We start from the raw sequence: 23061 nt of genomic DNA, 5'->3' as shown, positions 1-23061 counted from the left end.
GTGGCGACGAGGAAGATCGCGAAGTTGGCGATCGCGCCGGTGACGACGATCCTGCGCCAGCCGATCCTCGGACCCAGACGCCCGGTCAGCGGGGCGGAGATCACGCCGATGAGCTGGATCGGGGTGAGGAAGAGGACGGCGGCGGTCACGGCGGAGAGGCCCAGGCCGACCCGGCCGTCCTGCGAGAAGAGCGGGATGGTCAGCGCGACGGCGCCGAAGGCGCCGCCCAGGGTGCAGATGGTGGTGAGGAGCAGCGGCCAGGCGCGTCGCGAGGCCAGGACCTCGATGTCGATGACCGGGTTGGCGGCGCTCTTCTGCGAGACGACGAAGAAGACGAGCGAGGCGAGGCCGCCGAGCAGGAAGCCGAGGGTGAGGACCGAGGTCCAGCCCCAGGAGCCGCCCTGGGCGAGGCCGACGAGCACGCCGGTGAGGCCGAGCGAGAGGGCGGCGATGCCACGGGAGTCGAAACGGCCGTCGGCGGCGGTGGCCGGGACGTCGGGAACGTAATTCCGGACACCGATCAGGCCGGCGACGGCGATCAAGGTGGAGCAGACGAAGATGCCGCGGAAGCCGATGGTGTCGGCGATCTGGCCGCCGGCGATGGCGTCGACGCCGGCGAGGCCGCCGTTGACGGCGGTGATGATGCCCGCGGCCTTGCCGAAGCCGGCCGGGGTGAGCAGCTGGTTCAGGGTGAGGAAGGCGAGGGTGAACATCGCGGCCGAGATGCCCTGGAGGATGCGGCCCGCGATGAAGACCTCGATGTTCGGCGCGAAGACGCAGAGCAGGTTGCCGACGATCAGGACGAAGGCGCAGACGATCATCATCGGCTTGCGGCCGCGCTGGTCGCTGAGGCGGGCGAGGGTGACCTGACCGATGGCCGCCATCAGGAAGAAGAGGGTCTGCGAGAGACCGGCGGCGGCCGTGGTGGTGCCCAGGCGCTCGATGACATCCGGCAGAGCGGGGCTGAGCATCGTGGCGTTGATCTGGTACCCGAGGACGGCGAGCACCATCGCCAGGAGCATGGGCCCGCGGCCCTTGAGGTCGGATGTGGCTGACATGTGGGCCCCTTTGCCGTGGATGTCATGGAATGAAACCGAGCTTGTCAGACAAGCAACGCCCAGACAGAGTGGGTTCTACGCGCGTAAAACGTCAAGTCCCTTTGACCTGTGAGGGCGCATACCGTTCACTTGCCGACAACCGAGCGGAGGAGGGGCAGTGGCAGTCGGAGGAGGGGCAGTGTCGGTCGGCGGACAGCAGCGACGACCGGTCGTGGTGCTCTACGAACGGATCGCGGACGCCATCCACGACGGCACCTATCCCCCGGGCTCGACCCTTCCCTCGGAGCCGAAGCTCGCGGGCGAGCTGGGCGTCAGCCGGCCCGCCCTGCGCGAAGCCCTGCTACTGCTGCAGGAGGACGGCCTGCTCTCCGTCCGGCGCGGGGTCGGCCGGACCGTCAACGACCACCCGCCGCGCCGCGGCTTCGAGCACATCCAGCCCCTGGAGGAGCTGATCGGGGCGGGCGGCCCACTGCGCGTCCGCGCCCTGCTCCGGGCCGTGGAGGAGCCCACCGACTTCACCACCCAGCACCTGCTCGCCCCCGCCCGGGCCGAGCTGCGCTTCTGGGAGTCGCTGCTGGCCGGAGAGGGTGCGGCGGCCGCGCTCAGCCAGGAGTGGGCGGCGGCCGACGACGTACTGGAGGCGACGCACCCGGACTTCGCCGAGGCCCTGCGCACGGCGCCCGCGCCCGAGCGGACCTCGATGCTCGCCGTGCTCACGGGAGCGTCACGCGGGGTGCCGCTGGGAGCGCACAGCAGCGTGACCGCGACCCTGCTCGGACAGCGCCGCGGCGAACAGCTCGGGCGGCCGGCCGACACTCCGGCGGTGCTCGTCACCCAGGTGGTGCGGGTCGGGGACACCCCGATCCTGGCGGCCAAGCACATGCTCCCCACGGGCGCCCCCGCCCTGCCGGTCCTCCAGTCGAACTGAGGGGCCGGGCACCCGGGGCGACCGCGGTCACAGCGGCCCGCCCCCGGTGTGGCGTACACTTCCGCGCCATGCACTTGTCTGACAACTCTGCCGCCCCGCTCAGCAGCCCGGTCTCCATACCCGTCGCCGGGTGGATCCGCCGCGCGCCCAAGGCCGTCCTCCACGACCACCTGGACGGCGGCCTGCGCCCCGCCACGATCGTCGAACTGGCCCGGGAGTGCGGCTACACCGCGCTGCCCACCGAGGACCCGGCCGCGCTCGCGGTCTGGTTCCGGAACGCCGCCGACTCCGGCTCGCTGGAGCGGTACCTGGAGACCTTCGCCCACACCTGCGCGGTGATGCAGACCCGCGAGGCGCTGCACCGCATCGCGGCCGAGTGCGCCGAGGACCTGGCGGCGGACGGTGTCGTCTACGCCGAGATCCGCTACGCCCCCGAGCAGCACCTGGCGGCCGGCCTGACCCTCGACGAGGTCGTCGAGGCCGTGAACGACGGCTTCCGCGAGGGCGAGCGCCGCTCCGGCGGCCGGATCACCGTCCGTACGCTCCTCACCGGCATGCGCCACACCGACCGGTCGCTCGAGATCGCGGAGCTCACGATCGCCCACCGCGAGAACGGTGTGGCGGGCTTCGACATCGCCGGCGGCGAGATCGGCAACCCGCCGGCCCGCCACCTCCCCGCCTTCCAGCACCTGAAGCGGCACAACTGCCACTTCACGATCCACGCCGGCGAGGCCGTGGGCGCGGAGTCGATCCACGAGGCCGTCCAGGTCTGCGGCACCGAACGGATCGGTCACGGGGTGCGGATCACGGACGACATCGCCGAGGACGGGACGCTCGGCCACCTCGCCGCGTACGTCCGCGACAACCGGATCGCCCTCGAGGTCTGCCCGACCTCCAACCTCCAGACGGGTGCGGCCAAGGACTACGCCTCGCACCCGATCGACGAACTGCGCCGCCTCGGCTTCCGGATCACGCTCAACACGGACAACCGGCTGGTCTCCGGCACCACCATGAGCGAGGAGTTCCAGCACATGGCGGACGCCTTCGGCTACGGCCCGGAGGTCTTCGAGGAGTTCACGATCGCGGCGCTCGACGCGGCCTTCCTTCCGCTGCCGGAGCGGCGGCGGCTGATCGACGAGGTCGTCCGCCCCGGCTACGCGGCGCTCGCGGCGCGCGCGTAACGCCGGCGGCCACGCGAAGAGCCCTCGTCCTGCCGGACGGGGGCTCTCCGCGTGGCGGCGTCGCCCGTTCCCGACGGGCGCGGTGACCGGGGGAACGCCGGCCGGCCCAGGCCGGGTCGAGGGGCCCCGGACCGGGCGAGCGGCCTACGCCGGCACCAGAGGCCCTCGGGGGGCAATGTCGAGGCCCGGCACCGTGTCGAAGCGGGCGGGGTGGCCGAGGCGGGTGACGCGGTCGAGCCGCGCCTCGACGTGCGCCCGCACCACGGGCCACTCCTCGTCCAGGATCGAGTAGAAGGCGGTGCTCCGTACGGCCCCGTCGAGGCCGCGCGAATGCGCCCGGCGCACGCCCTCACAGGTGGCGCCGAGCCGCTCGATGGCGGCCCGGGAGCGCAGGTTCCTGGCGTCGGCGCGCATCGAGATCCGGCGGACGCCCCACACCTCGAAGGCGTGCCGGAGCATCAGCAGCTTGGCCTCGGTGTTGACCCCGGTGCCCTGGACCCGGGGCGAGAGCCAGGTGTTGCCGATCTCCGCCGCGTCGGGGACCGAGGTGAGCGGATCACCGTGCGGGACGCCCGGCACCGAGGGCCAGACCAGCGGCCCCTGCCAGTAGTCCAGCTCGAGGAACCGCGTCGATCCCACGATCCGCCCGTCGGCGATGCTGACGACGGCGAAGGGCTGCGCTCGGCCCGCGGCCTGTTCGGCCAGGGCACGTTCGATATAGATCTCCGCCGCGTCCAGATTGTGGGGGACGGGCGTGAACGCGTACGTCGTACGGTCCGCGGAGCCGGCCGCGGCGATCGCGGCGGCGTGCTGTGGTGCGAGGGGTTCCAGCCGTACGGTGCGGCCGGACAGCACAACGGGAAGTGGCACGGGGCCTTCGGTCCTTCTGCGAGGAGGGAGCTGCGCCCCGCACCGACGTCACGGCGCGAAGGCGGAGGCACAGTCTCCGTCCCACTGCCCGCGGAGTGGGAAAAGAACAGGTAAAGAACGCCCGAAGGTCGCGTGAATCCACCCTTCTGGCTGCTAGCTCGTCTGGCCCTTGACAACGGGCTGCTCCAGGGCGCCGGTGCCGTCGCGTGCGGCGGTGACCGTCACGGGCTCGACGCCCCGGTTCCCCGGGTAGGCGTCGTCGCTCGGGTCCCCGATCAGTCCGGTGAGTGAGGACTCCGAGTGGCTCGTGGGGACCGGCCGGTTGCGGTAGTCGCGCGAGCCCCGGGCGACCTTGGCGCGGTTGTCGACGGGCCGTCCGGCAGGGAGGGTCAGCCGAGCGCCGGTACGTCCAGGGTGAGCGTCCCGGATTCCGCGTCCAGCACGCCCGGCACGCCCAGTGGGAAGGTGAGCGCCGTCTCGCTGTGCCCGAAGCCCAGCTCCTCCACCACGGGCACGCCGAGAGCGCCGAGCCGGTCGGCGAGGACCGCGCGGACCTCGCCGTAGGGGCCGCACTCCGCCCAGGAGCCCAGGGCGATGCCGGCGACCCCGTCCAGCCATCCGGAGCGGAGCAGTTGGGTGAGGATCCGGTCCAGTCGGTACGGCTCCTCCCCCACGTCCTCCAGGAGCAGCAGGCCGCCGCGGGCCGAGGGCCGGGCGTGCGGGGTGCCGAGGTCGGAGGCGAGAAGGCTCACGCAGCCGCCGAGGCTGACGCCGTGGGCCCGGCCGGGGGCCAGCGGGCGTGCGGTGTCCAGGCCGAGGGTCCGCACGGACTCGGGCTCGAAGAGGGTGGCCCGCAGGGACTCCTGGGTGCGGGGGTCCTTGAGGAAGGTGGCAGCGGCGGTCATCGGCCCGTGCAGGGTGGCGAGTCCGGTGCGGACGGCGAACGCCTCGTGGAGGGCGGTGACGTCGCTGTAGCCGACGAAGACCTTGGGGCCCGCCGCCCGTATCGCCGCCCAGTCGATCAGGTCCACCATCCGCTGGACGCCGTAGCCGCCCCGGGCGCAGATCACCGCCGAGACGGCGGGATCGCACCACGCCTCCTGTAGGTCACGGGCCCGGTTCTCGTCCGTGCCGGCGAGGTATCCCAACTCGGGGTGGACGTCGAGGACATGGGGTGCGACGACCGGTTCCAGGTCCCAGCCGCGCAGGATGTCCAGGCCCGCGGCGAGCCGCTCCTCCGGGATCGGCCCGCTGGGCGCGACGACGGCGACGCGGGCGCCGGGGCGGAGTCGCGGTGGCCGGTTCAGGGGGGTCACGGTCACTTCTTCAGCTCCAGGAGAGGGACATCGGGGCGGACGATGCCGAAGGTCTGGGCGTACAGGGAGAGTTCGGCCTCCAGGGCCCGGACCATCGTCTCGGCCATGCGGAAGCCGTGGCCCTCGCCCTCGAAGGTGAGGGCCGCGTGCGGGATGCCGCGCCCGGCCATGCGCGCGAGGAACCGCTCGGCCTGGGCCGGCGGGCAGATCACGTCGTCCAGCCCCTGGAGCAGCACGAACGGCGCTGAGATCCGGTCGACGTGGTGGAGCGGGGAGCGCTCGTGGTACCGGGCGGGGACGTCGGCGAGCGGGCCGACGAGCGATTCCAGGTACCGGGACTCGAAGTCGTGGGTCTCGTCGGTGGCCCAGCCCAGGAGGTCGAGGATGGGGTAGATGATCGTGCCGCAGGCGTAGACGTCGGAGGTGACGAGGGAGGCGGCGGCGGTCCAGCCGCCCGCGCTGCCCCCGCGGACGGCGAGCCGGGCGGGGTCGGCGGTGCCTTCGGCGGCGAGTGCCTCGGCGACGGCGGCGCAGTCCTCCACGTCGACGACGCCCCACTGCTCGCGCAGCCGGTCGCGGTACTCACGCCCGTAGCCGGTGGAGCCGCCGTAGTTGACCTCGGCGACGCCGATGCCGCGCGAGGTGAAGTAGGCGATCTCCAGGTCCAGGACGAGCGGCGCGTGGCCGGTCGGTCCGCCGTGGGCCCACACCACGTACGGCGGCAGTTCCTGACCGGGCGGGATCCGGTCGGGGCTGTGCGGCGGGTACACATGAGCGTGGATCTCGCGGTTGTCGGGTCCGGTGAAGGTGCGGATCTGGGGCTCGGGGTAGTACGACGGGTCGACCGGGTCGTCGTGGGCCGAGCCGACGACCCGGGCCCGGCCTGTGCGGGTGTCGAGTTCCACCACCTCGTAGGCGCTGCGGGGGCTGGCGGCGACGCCGACGACCCGGTCGCCGTGCACGGCGAGGGTGGCGGCCCATTCGGTCCAGGGTCCCGCGGCGTCGACGAGTTCGCCGCTCTCGGGGTCGAGTATGCCGAGTGCGGTGGCGCCCTTGCCGTGGATGACGGCGACGAGGCCGTTCGCCAGGGGCTGGAACCAGCTGAGCCCGATCTTCCACAGCGGTCCGCCGAACTCCTCGGCGCGGGGACAGAGCGCGACCCCCTCACCCCCGGCTTCCGCGCGGTAGAGGTTCCACCAGCCGCTGCGGTCGCTCACGTACAGCAGTTGTCCGGCGGCGGTCCAGCCGACCTGCGGCACGGACTCCTCCGGGCCGCCGGCGACGGGGCGGGCGTCACGCAGGGTGCCGTCGGCGGTGATGTCGGCGAGGAGCACCTCCGTGCCGTCCCAGGGCATCCGGGGATGGTCCCAGGCGATCCACGCGGCCCGCCGTCCGTCCGGGGAGAGTCGGGGTCCGGTGACGAACCGGTGCCGTCCGTCGGAGAGTTCGCGGATCGCTCCCCGGTCGTCGGCGGCCGATCCGTCGAGGGGTACGGCGGCGAGGACACGACGCACGTCGGTGGGCGCGGGGCCGGTGAACTCCTCCAGGACGCACCAGACCTCGCCGCGTTCGGGGTGGAACACGGGGTCGACCCAGCGCAGTCCGCCGCCCACGGCGGAGACGGGCGTGAGGGGGCGGGGGTCCGGTCCGCTCTCCGCACCGGCGTCGGGTTCGTGGGCGTAGAGCCGCTGGTCGGCGAAGTGGCTGAACACGACGAGCGGTCCGCCGTCCTCGCGCGCCAGGCCCGCCCAGGGCTGTCCGCCGTACTCGATCACCCGGCTGCGGACGTTCCAGGGGGCGGGGAGCACCGACTCCTCGCTGCCGTCGGCCCGTCGGCGTACCAGCGCGCGCCGGCCGCCCTCGGTGGGACGGGGCGCGGTCCACCACACCTCGTCGCCGACGACGCCGACGTACTCGGGCCGTCCGTCGTGGCGGGCGGCCAGTGTGGCGTCGATCGGGGAGGGCCAGCTGCCGTAGGCGCCCGTGGGGACCATCGCGACTTCCTTTACGCGGACTTGACGTGACTCACTCGAACCCGACCGAAGCTACGCGGACCTCAGGTAGTGGTCGAGGACCCGGACGCCGAAGTGCAGGGCGTCGACCGGAACCCGTTCGTCGACGCCGTGGAACAGCGCTCCGTAGTCGAGTTCCGGGGGCAGCTTCAGCGGGGAGAAGCCGTAGCCGGTGATGCCGAGCCGGGAGAACTGCTTGGCGTCCGTCCCGCCGGACATGGAGAACGGGACGACGTGGCCGGTCGGGTCGAAGTGCTCGACGGCGGCCCGCAGCCGGGCGAAGGTCGGCGAGTCGACCGGAGCCTCCAGGGGGACCTCCCGGTGGTGGAACTCCCACTCCACGTCCGGTCCCGTGAGCCGGTCCATCGTCTCGGCGAACTCCTCCTCGCCGCCCGGCAGCGTCCGGCCGTCGACGTAGGCGACGGCCCGTCCGGGGATGACGTTGACCTTGTAACCGGCTTCCATCATCGTCGGGTTGGAGCTGTTGCGCACGGTCGGTTCCACGAGGGCGGCGGCCGGTCCGAGCTTCTCCAGGAGCTGGTCGACGTCGAACCCGTCGGCGCTCACATCGGTCTCGATGCCGTAGAGGGCGGCGAGTCCGGTGAGCGCGGCCCGCACCGTCGGGGTGAGGCGTACGGGCCAGGTGTGGGCGCCGATGCGGGCGACGGCCTCGGCGAGGCGGGTGACCGCGTTGGCGGTGTTGACCTTGGAGCCGTGGCCCGCGCGGCCTCGGGCGGTGAGCTTGACCCAGGCGGTGCCGCGCTCGCCGGCGGCGATCGGGTAGAGCGTCATACCGGGCGTCGGGTGGAAGCTGAACGCGCCGGACTCGCTGATGCCTTCCGTGCAGCCGTCGAAGAGCCCGGGGTGCCGCCCGGCGAGGAAGTCCGAGCCGTCCACGGCGCTCGCCTCCTCGTCCGCGGTGTACGCGAGGACGACGTCCCGGCGTGGCCGGACACCCTGGCGTGCCCAGGAGCGGACGACGGCGAGGACCATCGCGTCCATGTTCTTCATGTCGACGGCGCCACGTCCCCAGACCACCCCGTCGCGGACCTCTCCGGAGAAGGGGTGGACGGTCCAGTCGGCGGGCTCGGCCGGGACGACGTCGAGATGGCCGTGGACGAGCAGGGCGTCGGCGGACGGGTCGGTGCCCTCGATGCGGGCCACCACGTTGGTGCGGCCGGGGGTCCGTTCCAGGAGCGTCGGCTCCAGGCCGATGGCGGCGAGGCGCTCGGCGACGTACTCGGCGGCGGGCCGCTCGCGGCAGTCCCCGCCGCCCCGGTTGGTGGTGTCGATGCGGATCAGCTCGGAGGTGAAGGTCACCACCTCGTCGAGCGCCGCGGCGTCCGGACCGCCCTGGGCAGGCTCAGCCATACTGCTCCTCCACCGCTGCGGAGACGATCGTGGTGACCGCCTTGAACGTGCGAATCCCCTCGTACATGGCCTCGCTGGTGTAGGCGACCCGGCGCTCGCCGACCCGCGCCACGCCCGGGACGACGGTGGCGGCGCCCGCCAGATGCTCGGCGTCGAACTCCAGCTCGATCGTGAACCGCCCGCCCGGCTCCGGCTCGTACCGTACGGCGAGGGCGGCCGCGGACCGCGCGGCGGCCCGGATGTCGCTCGCCGTGCGCTTCGGGGTCCGGCACACCGCCGCGTACCGCGAGACGTGGTCCTTGACGGCGACCTTGAGCGCCTCGGGCGCGTAGCCGAGGGCGTCGTCACACGTCAGGTCGTCGCCCGTGACGAGGACGACGGGCACGCCGTACTCCGCCACCACATGGGCGTTGAGCAGCCCCTCGCTCGCCCGGACGCCGTTCAGCCAGACGCCCGTGACGGAGTTGGCGAGGTAGGTGTGGGCGAGGACACCCTCGGTACCGGCGCCGGTGTGGTAGCCGACGAAGGCGATGCCGTCGACGTCACCGTGCTGCACCCCCTCGACCATGGACAGCGTCTTGTGCCGCCCGGTGATCATCTCGGCGCGCTCGTCGAGCTGTTCGAGCAGCAGGTTCCGCATGCTCCAGTGGGCCTCGTTGATGAGCACCTCGTCGGCGCCGCCGTCGAAGAACCCCAGCACCGCGGCGTTCACATCGGAGGTGAACATGGCCCGGCACCGCTCCCACTGGGGCGTCCCGGGCAGCACGTCCGCCGGCCAGGTGACACCGGTGGCACCTTCCATGTCGGCGCTGATCAGGATCTTCATCGTGCTCCCGGTCTCCTCGACGCAGCCCCACCTTAAGTGCGAGAACCCTCGGTGCGAAGGAGGTCCGGGCAAGAGCGACCGGGTGACGGGCCGAGCGTCACCCGGTGGTGTGCGCCGCCCGGTCGCTCGTGGCCCACAGGGAGCGGACATGGCCCAGGTGCCGCTTCATGCACCGCTCCGCTCCCCTGGCGTCACCCGCGAGCATCAGGTCGAGGAGTTCCAGGTGCTCCTCGGCCGACGGGATCAGCTCGCCGCGCTCGTCCAGCGCGGTGAGCCCGTACAGCCGGGACCGCTTGCGCAGCTCGCCGACGGTCTCGACGAGGCGTTCGTTGCCGGCGAGCCCGAGGAGCGTGAGGTGGAACCGCCGGTCGGCCTCCAGGTAGCCGATGAGGTCGTGCTCCCTGGCGGCGCGCACGATCTCCTCGGCGACGGGCCGCAGCGCCTCCAGGTCCTCCCGGGCGGCGGTGCGGGTGACCCGTCCGACCACCGGGATCTCGATGAGCGCGCGGATCTCGGTGTACTGGTCGAGGTCGCGCTCGTCCACCTCGGTGACCCGGAACCCCTTGTTGCGGACCGGCTCGACCAGGCCTTCGCGCGCCAGGTCGAGCATGGCCTCACGGACGGGGGTGGCGGAGATCCCGAAGTCCTCCGCCAGGGTCGGCGCGGAGTAGACCACGCCGGGCCGCAGTTCGCCCGAGATGAGCGCCGCCCGCAGGGCATGGGCGACCTGGTCGCGCATCCGCTCCACGGAGGCGTTGAGGTCGCGGTGGGTCAGATGCCCCATGGTGACGGTGGTCCCTTCGTTCGGGTCCGGACCAGGTCCGTTGGTTCGGTTCTGAACCACCACCGTACAATGTCACGTTGTTTCCGCAGGTGACAGGGTGTAGGTGCGACTCGACGTGTAGAAGTCGAGCGCGGCCCCGCCCTGTTCGCGCGGCCCGAGGCTCGACGCCTTGGACCCCCCGAACGGCAGATGGAAGTCCACGCCGCTGGAGGGGGCGTTGATCCGGACCATCCCGGTGTCGAGCGCGTCGAGGCCGTGCAGGGCGGTGGTCAGATCGGCGGTGTGGACCGAGGTGACCAGGCCGTACGGAACGGAGTTCGTGATCCGCACGGCCTGGGCCAGGTCGTCGGCGGGCAGCAGGGCGGCTACGGGTCCGAAGACCTCCTCGTGCAGCAGCGGGTGTTCGGGGGCGACCTTCTCGACCAGCGTCGGTGCCGCGTACCAGCCGGGTTCCCCGGAGGGGAGCGTGCCGCCGGCGAGCGTGGGCAGCCCCTCCCGGGCCGCGGTGACCCGGTCGCGGGCCCGTCGGTCGATGAGCGGGCCGCAGACGGTGGCCGGGTCGGCCGGGTCGCCGACCGGGACGGCGCGCAGCGCTTCGGCGAGCGCCTCGCGCAGGGGGCCGAGGGCGGCTCCGACGGCGACGACCCGGCCGGTGGCGGTGCACTTCTGCCCCGCGTACCCGGCGATCGCCGCGGCGATGTGGGCGGCGGCCTGTCCGATGTCGGCGTCCGGTAGCACGATCGCCGCGTTGAGACCGCCCATCTCGGCCTGGACCGGGACGCCCCGGGCCATGGCGTTCGCGGCGACGGCCCGGCCGACCGAGGTCGAGCCGGTGAAGGAGACGACGTCGGCCGCGGAGACGAGCGCGTTGCCCTCGGTCGCCCCGCCGGGCAGCACCGTGAACACCCCCTCGGGCAGCTCCTTCTGGACGATCTCGGCCAGGCGCAGTGCGCACGCGGTGGCCTCGGGGGCGGGTTTGAGGACGACGGCGTTGCCGACGGCGAGGGCCGGGGCGGCCTTCCAGCTCGGGATGGCGAAGGGGAAGTTCCATGGGGTGATCAGCCCCGCCACACCGTGCGGCCGGCGCCGGGTCAGGAGGAGTCCGGGCCCGGCGGCGGGCTCGTGGACGGCTCCGGTGGGCGCGAAGGGGGCCTGGGCGTAGTAGCGCCAGATCGCGACGGTCCGGGCGACCTCGGCCCTGGCCTCGGTCAGCGGCTTGCCCACTTCGCGTACGGCGAGCGCGGCGAGTTCGGGCCCCGCGGCCTCGACAGCCGCCGCGACGGCGCCGAGGGCGGCGGAGCGGGCCGCCGCCCCGCCGCGCTGCCAGGCGGCCTGGACGGCGCGGGCCCGTTCGACCGCGTCGGCCACCGCGAAGGCGCCGGGGGCCGGGATGCGCAGGACGACGTCGGCCGGATCGGCCGGGTTGAGGGAGGTGAGGACCGGGGCGTCGGTGAGGCCCGTGGGATCGGTGAGTGGGGTGTGGTCGGCGGGTGCCGTGTGGTCGATGCGGTGGGGGGTCACAGGAGGAAACCTCCGGGGAACGGGTCGTCCGGGTCGAGGAAGTACTGCGCCGTGCCGGTGATCCAGGCCCGGCCCGTCACGGTCGGTACGACGGCGGGCACCCCGGCGACCTCCGTCTCGGCGACGAGCCTGCCGGTGAAGCTCGTCCCGATGAAGGAGTCGTTGACGAAGTCGTGGCCGAGCGGCAGCTCGCCCCGGGCGTGCAGTTGAGCCATCCGCGCCGATGTGCCGGTTCCGCACGGGGAGCGGTCGAACCAGCCGGGGTGGATCGCCATGGCGTGGCGGGAGTGGCGGGCGTCGGAGCCGGGGGCGGCGAGATAGACGTGCTTGACCCCTGCGATCTCCGGCTGTTCCGGGTGGACGGGGCGGTCCGGCGAGGCGTTGACCGCCTCCATGACGGCGAGTCCGGCGGCGAGGAGGTCGTCCTTGCGGGCGCGGTCGAAGGGCAGCCCCAGGTCGTCCAGAGGCACGAAGGCGTAGAAGTTGCCGCCGAAGGCGAGGTCGTAGGTGACCGTTCCGTACCCGGGCACGGTCACCTTGCGGTCCAGGCCGACACAGAACGCGGGCACGTTGGTGAAGGTGACCGACTTCGCGGCACCGTCCTCGACCCGTACGTCGACGGCGACGAGACCCGCCGGGGTGTCGAGCCGCACGGTGGTGACCGGCTCGCTCACCGGCACCATGCCGGTCTCGACGAGGACGGTGGCGACGCCGATCGTGCCGTGCCCGCACATCGGCAGCAGCCCGGAGACCTCGATGTAGAGCACGCCGTAGTCGGCGTCGGCCCGGGTGGGCGGCTGGAGGATGGCGCCGCTCATGGCGGCGTGTCCCCGCGGCTCGTACATGAGCAGCGTCCGGAGATGGTCCAGATGCTCGATGAAGTGCAGCCTGCGCTCGGCCATGGTGGCGCCGGGAATCACTCCGACGCCGCCGGTGATCACACGCGTGGGCATCCCCTCGGTGTGCGAGTCGACGGCGTGGAAGACATGACGGGTCCGCACGGGCTTCCTTTCGCTGGACGGGTGAGGTGGGCCGTGGTCGGTGGTGGGCCTGGTCGGTGGTGGCCGTGGCCGTGGTGGGCCTGGTCAGTGGTGGCCGTCGGCGACGGCCTTCTCGGTGGCGGTCCGCACGCGGGCCTCCGTCTCACCCGTGAGCGGCAGGCGCGGCGGGCGGGTGGGGCCGCCGGGGAGGCCGACGATGTCCATGGACAGCTTGATCGCCTGCACGAACTCCGTCTTGGAGTCCCAGCGCAGCAGCGAGTGGAGTGACTTGTAGAGCGGCAGCGCGGTGGCCAGGTCACCGGCGACCGCGGCGTGGTACAGCTCCGCGCAGGTGGCGGGGAAGGCGTTGGGGTAGCCGGCGATCCAGCCGACGGCCCCGGCGACGGCCAGTTCGAGCAGGACGTCGTCGGCACCGATCAACAGGTCGAGTTCCGGGGCGAGTTCGGCGATCTCGTACGCTCTGCGGACATCACCGCTGAACTCCTTCACCGCGACGACGGAGCCGTCGTCGTACAGCCGGGCCAGCAGGTCGGGGGTGAGGTCGACCTTGGTGTCGATCGGGTTGTTGTACGCGACCACCGGCACGCCCGCCGCGGCCACGTCGGCGTAGTGGGCGCGCACGGCCGTCCCGTCGGCGCGGTAGGCGTTCGGCGGCAGCAGGAGAACCGATCCGCAGCCCGCCTCGGCGGCCTGTTCCGCCCAGCGCCGGGACTCGGCGCTGCCGTAGGCGGCGACGCCGGGCATCACGCGCGCCCCGTCGCCCGCCGCCTCCACGGCGGTGCGGACCACACGGGCGCGCTCCTCGTCGGTGAGGGTCTGGTACTCGCCGAGCGAGCCGTTGGGGACGACTCCGTCGCAGCCGTTGTCGATCAGCCGGCGGACGTGCTCGGCGTAGGCGTCGTGGTCGACGGAGAGGTCGTCGCGCAGGGGCAGGGTGGTGGCGACCATGATGCCGCGCCAGGGGGTGGCGGCGGTCCAGGAAGTGCCGGTCATGTCGACGAACCTTTCTGTATGGTGTGACATTTTATTGAGTGTTCCGAGGCGCCCACAAGGGCAAACGGCCTAGGGGGTGTCGTCGAAGTAGCGTCGTCCGCCCGAAGGGCGGGCCCGGCGGCGTCATGGGGGTCCCCCCTGCTCGAGCGCAGCCGAGAGCTTGGGGGAGCGTGCGATCGCAAGGCGGAGGGAGGAGAGCGCAGCGGGCTGCGCCGACGACCGACAACGCGGCGAGCGTGCGTGCCAGACGCCGCCGGGCAGACGGGACTTCGACGACACGACCTAGGACTCCTCGTCGAGCGCGGCCAGCGCCGCGAGCGGGACCGGTACGGCCAACGGGCGCCGCTCGGCGGGAGGTTCGGCCGGGAGCTCGGCCGAGGACGGGGATTCCGACGTGACAGCCGCGCCGCCGGATGCCGCGAGGCAGGCCACGGCCGTCCCGCACATCCGGCCCTGGCACCAGCCCATGCCGGCCCGGGTGATCAGCTTGACGGTCCGGGCGTCACGCGCTCCGAGGTCGGCGACCGCCTCGCGGACGCCTCCGGCGGTGACCTCCTCACAGCGGCACACCTCCGTCTCGTCCGTCATCCACCGCGACCACCCCGGGGCGGGCGCATGGGCGGCGGTCATGACGTCGGCGAAGGCGCGCATCCGGTCCCGGCGGCGTCGCAGTTCACGGACCCTGCGTCCCGGAGCGGCGCTCCCCCGCAGCCGCGCCCCCACCGCGAGCCCCGCCAGTTCGCCTTCCGTGCGGGCCAGTTCGGCACCGCCCACGCCTCCGGGCTCGCCCGCCGCCCAGAGGCCGCGCACCGAGGTCTCCTGGAGTCCGTCCAGGGTCAGGGCGAGTGTGGAGTCGGACAGGCGACGGGTGGCGCAGCCGAGCGCCGTGGCCAGTTCGATCTGGGGAACCAGTCCGTGTCCGACGGCCAGCGCGTCGCAGGCGATCAGCCGGCCCGACCCCCGTACGGGCCGCCAGTCACGGTCGAGACGTGAGACGGTGACGGCTTCCACCCGCTCGACGCCGTGCACCTCGGTGACGGCGCTGCGCGTCCGGAGCCGTACACCGTGCCGCAGCAGCGCGCCGCCGTGGAGCAGCGCCTCGGCGGCCTTGCGCGGGTTGGCCACGAGCGCCCGCGGGCTCCGGGCGTACCGCAGATATCCGGAGGCCTCCACCACGGCAGGCACCCGGGCCCCCGCCGCCGCCAGCGACGAGGCGACCGCGAGGAGCAGTGGACCGCTGCCGGCCACCACGACTCGCCGTCCAGGAAGCACCAGGCCGGACTTGAGCATGGCCTGCGCTCCCCCGGCCCCCACGACTCCGGGCACGGTCCAGCCGGGAATGGGCAGGTGACGCTCGTACGCTCCGGTGGCGAGCAGTACGGCGCGGGCGCGTACCGTCGCGGGGCGCTCCTCGGTGCCGTCGGATCCGGTCACGGCGTGCACCGTCCAGAGGCCGTCGGGCACCACGTCGCTCCTGGTCAGGCTCCATACGTGGTGCCCGGCCAGATGGGTCACGTCGCCCGCCGCCAGGCGGCGGCCCAGGTCGCGGAACGCGGACCAGTCATGGTGCAGGGCTTCGGGCCGTACGGCGCCGAGCGCCGGTGCCGGATGCCGGTAGAACTGCCCGCCGGTCTGCGGCGAGGCGTCCACGAGGGCGACGGTCAGGCCGAGTTCGGACGCGGCGACGGCCCCGGCGATCCCGGCGCAGCCCGCGCCGATGACCGCGAGGTCGTACGTCGCGCCCGGTTCACACGCCGAGGCGGTCATGGCCGTGCCCTTCCTGCGTGGTGATCGCGTCGCCGGGCCGGACGGGGACCAGGCAGGCCCGCCGGTTGGGCCGGCCGTTGACCGTGGCGAGGCAGTCGTGGCACTGACCGATGCCGCAGAACACTCCGCGCGGCCGGCCATCCTTCCTTGTCGTGCGCCAGGCGAGGATCCCGGCCGCCCACAGCGCGGCGGCGACGGACTGGCCGGGCAGGGCGGTGATCGGGCGGCCGTCGAAGGTGAACTCGAACGGCGGGCCGGGCTGCGCCCCGACCAGGTCGGCGGGGGTACGGGCCACGGGGCCTCTCCTCTCGGGACGGGTGGACGGTTTCAGAGGGATGCGGCGGCGAATCGCCCGGGCCTGAACGGTGCGATGTCGAGCGGGGGTTCGCGGCCGGTGAGGCAGCGGGCGACGATCTGTCCGGTCACCGGCGCGAGACCGATCCCGGCCCCTTCGTGTCCGCAGGCGTGCAGCAGGCCGGGGAGGCGCGGGTCCGGGCCGATCGCAGGCAGATGGTCCGGCAGATAGGGGCGGAAGCCCGCGTACGTCCGGATCGCACGGACCCCGGCGAGCATCGGGAAGAGCCGGGTGGCCCCGGCGGCGAGGCGGCGCAGCACCTCGGTGGAGAGGGTGCGGTCGAAGCCGACGCGCTCCCGGCTGGCGCCGATGAGGACCGGACCGGCCGGGGTGCCCTCGACCACCGCCGAGGTCTGCAGGGCCGCCGATCCGCTGGCCACGTCCGCCACGTAGTCGGCGGCGTAGACCTTGTGGCGCACCACGCGTGGCAGCGGTTCGGTGACCAGGACGAAGCCGCGGCGGGGCAGGACGGGAAGCTCCACCCCGGCAAGGCGCGCGAGGTCGCCGCCCCAGGTTCCGGCGGCGTTCACCAGGTACGGGGCGTGGAACTCGCCCGCCGGCGTTCGCACTCCGCGCACCTCGCCCGAGGATCCGGTGAGGACCGCGAGGACCTCCTCGCCCAGCCTGAGCCGGACGGTCCCGGCTGCCCCGCCCGCGCGCAGCAGGTGCGCGGCGGCGAGGGCGGGCATGACCTGCGCGTCCTGCGGATAGTGGAAGCCACCCGCGAGGCCGGGCGCCAGGTGGGGTTCGAACTCGTGCAGCAGCTCGGCCGGGACCTCCCTGGCGTCGACCCCGGCGTCGGCCTGTCCGGCGGCGAACCCGCGCAGCGCGTCCATCCCGCCCTCCCCCGACGCGACGACGAGGCCGCCCTTCGCCTCGTACTCGATGCCCGGCGGCAGCAGCGCGGCCAGCTCCCGCCACAACACCGTGGAGAGGAGCGCGAGTTCGAGTTCGGGTCCGGGCTCCTTGTCGGAGACCAGGAGGTTCCCCTCCCCCGCGCCCGTGGTGCCGCCCCCGACCGGGCCGCGGTCGACGACGGTGACGGTGAGGCCGGCCCGGGCGGCATAGTAGGCGCAGGCCGCGCCGACGACACCCGCGCCGACGACGATGACGTCCGAGCTGTTTCTCGTGAGCACGTCAGTAATATTTCACATTGCACATCGTTCGCCAAGACCTCGCGCGAAAACCGAGGAACAGGTTCCCGATGGGTTGTCAGTGCAATTTCACATTACTATGTTACAGGTCACGTTCCAGCCGTCGCTCGCCACCAGACCGCCGGCTGTCCGACCCTGCTCTCGGAGTGATCACTGATGGACATGCGCATCCGTACCGCCCTGGCCACCACACTGGTGGCCGCCCTCAGCCTCGGAGCCGCCGCCTGTTCCGGCGGGAAGAAGAACGGCGACGGACGAGGAGCCACGAACCCCGCGACCGCCAACAACGGCGCGGTGCTCGGCGGTACGCCGCAGAAGGGCGGCACCCTGACGGTCCTGTCCAACCAGGACTTCACCCATCTCGACCCGGCCCGCAACTGGGTCATGAGCGACATGGACTTCGGCACCCGCCTGCTCTACCGGACCCTGGTCACGTACAAGGCGGAACCCGGCCCGAAGGGAGCGGAGTTGGTCCCCGACCTCGCCGAGGACCTGGGCGTCTCCTCCAACGGCGCCAAGACCTGGACCTTCAGGCTGAAGAAGGGCCTGAAGTACGAGGACGGCTCGCCCATCACCGCCCAGGACGTCAAGTACAACGTCGAGCGCTCCTTCTCGCCCGACCTGCCCGGCGGTCCCGACTACGCGGCCCGCCACCTCGCCGGAGCCGAGGGGTACCAGGGCCCGGCCCAGGGCAAGCACCTCGCCTCCGTGAAGACCCCCGACGAGCACACGATCGTCTTCGAACTGCGCAAGCCCTTCGCCGAGTTCCCCTACGCTGCCACGCTGCCCACCTTCGCCCCGGTGCCCAAGGCCCGGGACAACGGGCCCCAGTACGACAACCGCCCGTTCTCCTCAGGCCCGTACAAGATCGAGTCCTACGCCCGCGACAAGCAGCTCGTCCTCGTCCGCAACACCCACTGGGACCCGGCGACGGACACCGTACGCAAGGCGTACCCGGACAGGCTCGTCGTCACCATGGGGCTGAAGGCCAACCAGATCGACGACCGGCTCATCGCCTCCTCGGGCGCCGACGCCTCCGCCGTCTCCTGGCGCAAGCTGAGCCCGGAGAGCACCCCCAAGGTGCTGACCAAGGCCGACGTCAGGGCCCGGCTGCTCGCGGAGTCCACCAACTGCACCGAGATGGTGCAGATGCACACGGGCCGGGCCCCCTTCGACGACGTCCGGGTCCGGCAGGCCGTGCAGTACGCCCTGGACCGGGAGGCGATCATGACCGCCTCGGGCGGCCCCGCCCTCAACGACCCCGCCACCGCGCTCATGCCGGGCTCCCTCTTCGGCGGCAGGCAGCCCGACACCCTGGGCATCCCGCTCACCGGTGACGTGGAGAAGGCCCGGCAGCTCCTCGGTCAGGCCGGGCGGGCCGACGGCTTCTCCACCCGGATCACCGTCTCCAACGGGGACAAGGGGGTCGGCGAGGCGATCCAGCAGTCCCTGGGCCGGGCCGGGATCAAGGTCACCATCGAGACCGTCGACCCCTCGGCCTTCTACGACACCATCGGCGACACCGGGAACCGCACCGACCTCGTCTACACCGGCTGGTGCCCCGACTACCCCTCCGGCTCCACCTTCCTGCCCTTCGTCTTCGACGGCCGCTACATCAAGGACAAGGGGAACTCCGGCAACCACTCCCTCTTCCGGGACGACGCGACGATGAAGCGGATGGACGAGATCGCCGCCATGACCGACGCGGCCCAGGCCGACAAGGAGTGGCAGAAGCTGGACGGAGAGATCCTCGCCAAGGCGCCGACCGCTCCCGCCGTCGTGGAACGCATGCCCCTGCTGATCGGCACCAACGTCGCCGGAGCCTTCGGCCACACCTCCTTCGGCGGCCAGCTCGACTACGCCACCATCGGCCTCAAGTCGCCGGCCACCGGCGGGAACTGAGCGCACGCCATGATCACCGCCTCCGCCGCACCCCCCGCCACGGGCAGCGGCCCCTGGCAGCTCGCCCGCGCCGAGCTGCGCCGCCGTACCTCCGTGAAGATCTCGCTCTCCGTGGTCGCGCTCTTCGCGCTGATGGCCGTGGCCGCCCCGCTGCTCAGCGCGCTGGGCGGCTGGGGCCCCGAGGAGTTCGACAAGAGCGCCGTCGACCCCTATCTGGGCGGCCAGCCCATCGGTCCCCTCGGCGGGGTCTCCGCCGAGCACTGGCTCGGCGTCGAGCCGGTCACCGGCCGCGATCTGTTCGCCCGGGTCGTGCACGGCGCCCAGGTCTCCTTGCTCATCGCCTTCGCCGCGACCACGATCGTCGTCGTCGCCGGGACGGCGGCCGGTATCGCCGCCGGCTACTTCGGCGGCCGGACCGACACCCTGCTCTCCCGGCTCATGGACCTGACCATGTCCTTCCCCTCCCTCATCTTCATGATCGCGATGATGTCGGTGGCCCGCGACGTCGACCGGATCCTTCTGATGACCGCCGTCATCGGCCTCTTCGGCTGGCCGGGCATCGCCCGGATCGTGCGCGGCCAGACCCTCTCGCTCAAGCACCGCGAGTACGTCGACGCCGCCCGCGTCGGCGGCTCGGGGCCCTGGCGCATCCTGGTCCGCGACATCCTGCCGGGCGTCGCGGGGCCCGTCATCGCGTACACCACCCTGATCATCCCGGGGATGATCGCCACCGAGGCGGCGCTGAGCTACCTCGGTGTCGGCGTCCGGCCGCCCACACCGTCCTGGGGCCAGATGATCGCCGAGAGCGTCGCCTACTACGACACGGATCCGATGTACTTCGCCGTCCCCAGCGTCTGCCTCTTCCTCACCGTGCTCGCGTTCACCCTGCTCGGCGACGCGCTGCGCGACATCCTCGACCCGAGGGGGAGCGGCGCGTGATCCTCTACCTCGGCCGTCGGCTCCTCGGCGTGCTCGGCGTCCTGATCGCCATCGCCGCCGTCACCTTCACCATCTTCTACGTCCTCCCCTCCGACCCCGCCGCCGCCGCGTGCGGCAAGGCGTGCAGCGCGGAACGCCTGGAGGCGATCCGCGCCCACATGGGCCTGGACGAGCCGCTGTGGCGGCAGTTCGCCGACTTCGTCACCGGCGTCTTCACCGGGCGCACGATGGGCAGCGGGCAGTACGCCCTGCACTGCGACTTCCCCTGCCTGGGCTACTCCTACGAGAACAGCGAGGCCGTCTGGGACCTGCTGGTCGACCGGCTGCCGGTCTCGGCCTCGCTCGCCATGGGCGCCGCCGTGATCTGGCTGGTCCTCGGGCTCTCCGCGGGGGTGACCGCGGCGCTGCACAAGGACACGCTCACCGACCGCGCCCTGATGGTCGGCGCGGTCGCCGCCGCCTCCCTGCCCGTCTACTTCACCTCGGTGATGCTGATCTACGGGCTGATCCGGGTCACCGGACTGCTGCCGTATCCGCAGTACGTGCCCTTCGGCACCGACCCTGTCTCCTGGGCGTCCAACCTGCTGCTCCCCTGGCTCGCCCTGGCGATCCTGTACGCGGCCATGTACGCGCGGCAGAGCCGCAGTTCGATGATCGAGAGCATGGCGGAGCCGTACATCCGCACCGCTCGCGCCAAGGGACTGCCGCGCCGCACGGTCGTCGTCAAGCACGGACTGCGGGCGGGCATGACACCCCTGCTCACCATCTTCGGGATGGACCTGGGCGGTCTGCTCGCCGGCGCTGTGATCACCGAGTCCATCTTCGGGCTGCCCGGTATCGGACGGCTCTTCTACGGCGCCCTGTCCTCCGGGGACCAGCCGGTCATCCTCGGCGTCACCCTGCTCGCCGCCACCTTCATCGTCGTCGCCAACCTGGTCGTCGACCTGCTCTACGCCGTCGTCGACCCGCGAGTGAGGTACTGATGGGCCCCTCCGCCTCCCTGCTGTCGGTGCGCGACCTGACGGTCACCTTTCCCACCAGGCGCGGCCCGGTCCGGGCCGTCGACTCCCTCGCCTTCGACGTACGGCGGGGCAGGACCCTCGGCATCGTCGGCGAGTCCGGATCCGGCAAGTCCGTCACGTCGCTGGCCGTGATGGGTCTGCACACCGGCGCCGAGGTCACCGGCTCGGTGACGCTGGACGGCCGCGAGCTGATCGGTCTCTCCGACCGCGCGCTGAACGGGCTGCGCGGACGGCGGATGTCGATGATCTTCCAGGACCCGCTGTCGAGTCTGCACCCGTACTACACCGTCGGCGAGCAGATCGCGGAGCACCACCGGGTGCACCTCGGGTCGCGGCGCCGGGCCGCCCGTGAGCGGGCCGTCGAGGCGCTCGCCGAGGTCGGCATCCCGGAGCCCCGTCGCCGTGCCGGCGAGTACCCGCACCAGTTCTCGGGCGGAATGCGCCAACGGGTGATGATCGCCATGGCCCTGGTCTGCGAGCCCGATCTGCTGATCGCCGACGAGCCGACCACGGCCCTGGACGTCACCGTCCAGGCCCAGATCCTGGAGCTGCTCGCCCGCCTCCAGGAGGAGAGGGGACTCGCCGTCGTCATGATCACGCACGATCTGGGCGTGGTCGCCCGGGTGGCTCACGACGTCCTCGTGATGTACGGCGGCCGGGCGGTCGAACAGGCCCCGGTCGACACCCTGTTCACGGCCCCGGCCCACCCGTACACCCGTGGGCTGCTCGACTCGCTGCCGCGCCTCGACGACCACGACGACGCCCCGCTGCGAGCGATCCCCGGCAGCCCGCCGTCCCTGCTCGACCCGCCGCCGGGCTGCGCGTTCGCACCGCGCTGCGCCCGCGCGGCCGCCGGCTCCGCCGAGGAGCGGGCGCGCTGCGCGGGCGAACGCCCGCCGCTCGGCGGCCCGGACGGGCATCCGGCCGCCTGCCACTTCCCCGCGTTCGAAGGCGTCGCCTCATGACCACGATCCCCGTGCCCGTGCCCCTGCTCCGTGTACGGGACCTCACGATGACCTTTCCGGGCCGCAGGGCCCGCTCGGCCCCGGTCCGGGCCGTCGACGGCGTCGGCTTCGACGTGGCGTCCGGCGAGACGCTGGGGCTCGTCGGCGAGTCCGGTTGCGGCAAGTCGACCACCGGCCGCGCGATCGTACGGCTGCTGGAACCCACCGCCGGGTCCGTCTCGTACGACGGACGCGACATCAGCCATCTGTCCCAGCGGGAGCTCAAGCCGCTCCGCCGCGATCTCCAGATGGTCTTCCAGGACCCGCACTCCTCCCTCAACCCACGGCACACGGTGGCCCGGATCATCTCCGATCCGCTGGTGGTGCAGGGGAGTTCGGCGGCCGAGGCGCGCAAGCGGGCCGTGGAGCTGATGGACCTGGTGGGGCTCATCCCGGAGCACATCGACCGCTACCCGCACGAGTTCTCGGGCGGCCAGGCACAGCGCATCGGCATCGCCCGCGCGCTGGCCACCGGCCCGCGGCTCGTCGTCGCCGACGAACCGGTCTCCGCGCTCGACGTCTCCGTGCAGGCCCAGATCGTGAACCTGATGGAGCGGCTCCAGCGCGAACTGGGGCTCGCCTACCTCTTCATCGCGCACGACCTCTCGGTCGTCAAGCGGGTCTGCGACCGGGTCGCGGTGATGTACCTCGGCAGGATCGTGGAGATCGGTCCGAAGGAACGGGTGTACGCGGCCCCCGCCCACCCGTACACCCGCGCACTGCTCTCCGCCGTGCCGCTGCCCGACCCGGCCGCCGAGCGGGAGCGGGAGCGGATCACGCTGCTCGGCGACCCCGCGAGCCCGGCCGCTCCCCCGCCCGGCTGCACCTTCCACCCGCGCTGCCCCAAGGCCCAGGAGCTCTGCCGCACCGAGGCGCCGCCGCTGCGCATCGCCCTGCCCGGTGAGGTCCGCCAGGTCGCCTGCCACTTCCCCGAGACCGTCTGAGGAAAGCCCCGTGCCCCAGGACCCGAGGTATCCGCGGGGGAGGGGGAAAAAGAGGGGGAGGGGAGAGCGGCGGAAAAGAAACCCCCCCACCACACCCCCGATCCCCCCCAGCA

20 protein-coding genes are annotated in these 23061 nt (G+C 72.7%); 7 read left to right on the top strand and 13 right to left on the bottom strand.

Features of this window, described 5'->3' with window-relative positions:
* The coding region (locus tag ACFUJR_RS06950; RefSeq protein ID WP_383450266.1) for an MFS transporter at window positions 1–1058 on the bottom strand (1058 nt) is incomplete at its 3' end.
* A gap of 178 nt (window positions 1059–1236) precedes the next feature.
* On the opposite strand from ACFUJR_RS06950, the gene ACFUJR_RS06945 reads away from it, so the two are divergent.
* Both ACFUJR_RS06945 and ACFUJR_RS06940 read left to right on the top strand, forming a co-directional pair.
* Entirely contained in the window at window positions 1237–1986 is a 750-nt protein-coding gene (locus ACFUJR_RS06945) for a GntR family transcriptional regulator (protein WP_383166482.1), read from the top strand.
* Window positions 1987–2054: 68 nt separating this feature from the next.
* Window positions 2055–3167 carry an adenosine deaminase gene (locus tag ACFUJR_RS06940; protein WP_383166479.1) on the top strand — a complete coding sequence of 371 codons (1113 nt, stop codon included), beginning with the start codon at window positions 2055–2057 and terminating at the stop codon, window positions 3165–3167.
* A 144-nt stretch (window positions 3168–3311) separates the two neighbouring features.
* Here ACFUJR_RS06940 and ACFUJR_RS06935 read toward each other — a convergent pair whose 3' ends face one another.
* The 12 genes from ACFUJR_RS06935 to ACFUJR_RS06880 all read right to left on the bottom strand — a co-directional run bounded on the left by ACFUJR_RS06935 (window position 3312) and on the right by ACFUJR_RS06880 (window position 17119).
* On the bottom strand, window positions 3312–4037 hold the full coding sequence (locus ACFUJR_RS06935) for a GNAT family N-acetyltransferase (protein ID WP_383178786.1): 726 nt from the start codon (window positions 4035–4037) through the stop codon (window positions 3312–3314).
* Window positions 4038–4426: 389 nt separating this feature from the next.
* Entirely contained in the window at window positions 4427–5359 is a 933-nt protein-coding gene (locus ACFUJR_RS06930) for an LD-carboxypeptidase (RefSeq protein WP_383178789.1), read from the bottom strand.
* Complete coding sequence (locus tag ACFUJR_RS06925; protein WP_383178792.1) at window positions 5356–7347, bottom strand: prolyl oligopeptidase family serine peptidase; 1992 nt, start codon at window positions 7345–7347, stop codon at window positions 5356–5358. The genes ACFUJR_RS06930 and ACFUJR_RS06925 overlap by 4 nt, the downstream gene beginning before the upstream one ends.
* Before the next feature lie 51 nt (window positions 7348–7398).
* Window positions 7399–8736, bottom strand: coding sequence for a M20/M25/M40 family metallo-hydrolase (locus ACFUJR_RS06920; RefSeq protein ID WP_383178795.1), 1338 nt, complete (start codon window positions 8734–8736; stop codon window positions 7399–7401).
* Window positions 8729–9562: a M55 family metallopeptidase gene (locus tag ACFUJR_RS06915; RefSeq protein WP_383178798.1), complete on the bottom strand. Its 834-nt coding sequence runs from the start codon at window positions 9560–9562 to the stop codon at window positions 8729–8731. Before ACFUJR_RS06915 ends, ACFUJR_RS06920 begins: the two co-directional genes overlap by 8 nt.
* Window positions 9563–9659: 97 nt before the next feature.
* Window positions 9660–10346, bottom strand: coding sequence for a GntR family transcriptional regulator (locus tag ACFUJR_RS06910; RefSeq protein WP_383178801.1), 687 nt, complete (start codon window positions 10344–10346; stop codon window positions 9660–9662).
* 72 nt (window positions 10347–10418) lie between these two features.
* Window positions 10419–11744, bottom strand: coding sequence for an aldehyde dehydrogenase family protein (locus tag ACFUJR_RS06905; protein WP_383178810.1), 1326 nt, complete (start codon window positions 11742–11744; stop codon window positions 10419–10421).
* Between the two features lie 119 nt (window positions 11745–11863).
* The gene (locus ACFUJR_RS06900; protein ID WP_383178804.1) at window positions 11864–12868 is read right to left on the bottom strand and encodes a proline racemase family protein; all 1005 of its coding nucleotides are present in this window, start codon (window positions 12866–12868) and stop codon (window positions 11864–11866) included.
* A gap of 84 nt (window positions 12869–12952) precedes the next feature.
* Window positions 12953–13861: a dihydrodipicolinate synthase family protein gene (locus tag ACFUJR_RS06895; protein WP_383178807.1), complete on the bottom strand. Its 909-nt coding sequence runs from the start codon at window positions 13859–13861 to the stop codon at window positions 12953–12955.
* Window positions 13862–14143: 282 nt separating this feature from the next.
* Window positions 14144–15628 (bottom strand): NAD(P)/FAD-dependent oxidoreductase, encoded by a 1485-nt coding sequence (locus ACFUJR_RS06890; protein WP_383179642.1) that lies wholly within the window; start codon window positions 15626–15628, stop codon window positions 14144–14146.
* Window positions 15609–15923, bottom strand: a complete 315-nt coding sequence (locus tag ACFUJR_RS06885; protein WP_383179639.1) for a (2Fe-2S)-binding protein — start codon at window positions 15921–15923, stop codon at window positions 15609–15611. Before ACFUJR_RS06885 ends, ACFUJR_RS06890 begins: the two co-directional genes overlap by 20 nt.
* A gap of 32 nt (window positions 15924–15955) precedes the next feature.
* Window positions 15956–17119 (bottom strand): NAD(P)/FAD-dependent oxidoreductase, encoded by a 1164-nt coding sequence (locus tag ACFUJR_RS06880; RefSeq protein ID WP_383179636.1) that lies wholly within the window; start codon window positions 17117–17119, stop codon window positions 15956–15958.
* Between the two features lie 174 nt (window positions 17120–17293).
* Between ACFUJR_RS06880 and ACFUJR_RS06875 the strand changes: the two genes are divergently transcribed.
* From ACFUJR_RS06875 to ACFUJR_RS06855, 5 genes are read left to right on the top strand one after another with little or no spacing between them, the layout of a single operon-like run.
* Window positions 17294–19039, top strand: a complete 1746-nt coding sequence (locus ACFUJR_RS06875; protein WP_383179633.1) for an ABC transporter substrate-binding protein — start codon at window positions 17294–17296, stop codon at window positions 19037–19039.
* Window positions 19040–19048: 9 nt separating this feature from the next.
* Window positions 19049–19978, top strand: a complete 930-nt coding sequence (locus ACFUJR_RS06870) for an ABC transporter permease (protein WP_383179630.1) — start codon at window positions 19049–19051, stop codon at window positions 19976–19978.
* Window positions 19975–20961 (top strand): ABC transporter permease, encoded by a 987-nt coding sequence (locus tag ACFUJR_RS06865; protein WP_383179627.1) that lies wholly within the window; start codon window positions 19975–19977, stop codon window positions 20959–20961. Before ACFUJR_RS06870 ends, ACFUJR_RS06865 begins: the two co-directional genes overlap by 4 nt.
* Window positions 20961–21965 (top strand): ABC transporter ATP-binding protein, encoded by a 1005-nt coding sequence (locus ACFUJR_RS06860; RefSeq protein WP_383179624.1) that lies wholly within the window; start codon window positions 20961–20963, stop codon window positions 21963–21965. The genes ACFUJR_RS06865 and ACFUJR_RS06860 overlap by 1 nt, the downstream gene beginning before the upstream one ends.
* The gene (locus ACFUJR_RS06855; protein WP_383179621.1) at window positions 21962–22948 is read left to right on the top strand and encodes an ABC transporter ATP-binding protein; all 987 of its coding nucleotides are present in this window, start codon (window positions 21962–21964) and stop codon (window positions 22946–22948) included. The genes ACFUJR_RS06860 and ACFUJR_RS06855 overlap by 4 nt, the downstream gene beginning before the upstream one ends.
* Window positions 22949–23061 lie beyond the last annotated feature (113 nt).

It is taken from the genome of Streptomyces sp. NPDC057271, from assembly GCF_042668715.1.
In the GTDB taxonomy this organism is placed as follows: Bacteria; Actinomycetota; Actinomycetes; order Streptomycetales; family Streptomycetaceae; genus Streptomyces.
The sequence above is the reverse complement of the archived record's forward strand: the minus strand, read 5'-3'. Positions and strand labels throughout refer to the sequence as shown.

Coding starts and splice junctions, on each gene's coding strand:
- ACFUJR_RS06940 (WP_383166479.1), top strand. CDS start 2,055: ATGCACTTGTCTGACAACTCTGCCGCCCCGCTCAGCAGCCCGGTCTCC.
- ACFUJR_RS06925 (WP_383178792.1), bottom strand. CDS start 7,347: ATGGTCCCCACGGGCGCCTACGGCAGCTGGCCCTCCCCGATCGACGCC.
- ACFUJR_RS06920 (WP_383178795.1), bottom strand. CDS start 8,736: ATGGCTGAGCCTGCCCAGGGCGGTCCGGACGCCGCGGCGCTCGACGAG.
- ACFUJR_RS06915 (WP_383178798.1), bottom strand. CDS start 9,562: ATGAAGATCCTGATCAGCGCCGACATGGAAGGTGCCACCGGTGTCACC.
- ACFUJR_RS06910 (WP_383178801.1), bottom strand. CDS start 10,346: ATGGGGCATCTGACCCACCGCGACCTCAACGCCTCCGTGGAGCGGATG.
- ACFUJR_RS06895 (WP_383178807.1), bottom strand. CDS start 13,861: ATGACCGGCACTTCCTGGACCGCCGCCACCCCCTGGCGCGGCATCATG.
- ACFUJR_RS06890 (WP_383179642.1), bottom strand. CDS start 15,628: ATGACCGCCTCGGCGTGTGAACCGGGCGCGACGTACGACCTCGCGGTC.
- ACFUJR_RS06875 (WP_383179633.1), top strand. CDS start 17,294: ATGGACATGCGCATCCGTACCGCCCTGGCCACCACACTGGTGGCCGCC.
- ACFUJR_RS06870 (WP_383179630.1), top strand. CDS start 19,049: ATGATCACCGCCTCCGCCGCACCCCCCGCCACGGGCAGCGGCCCCTGG.
- ACFUJR_RS06860 (WP_383179624.1), top strand. CDS start 20,961: ATGGGCCCCTCCGCCTCCCTGCTGTCGGTGCGCGACCTGACGGTCACC.
- ACFUJR_RS06855 (WP_383179621.1), top strand. CDS start 21,962: ATGACCACGATCCCCGTGCCCGTGCCCCTGCTCCGTGTACGGGACCTC.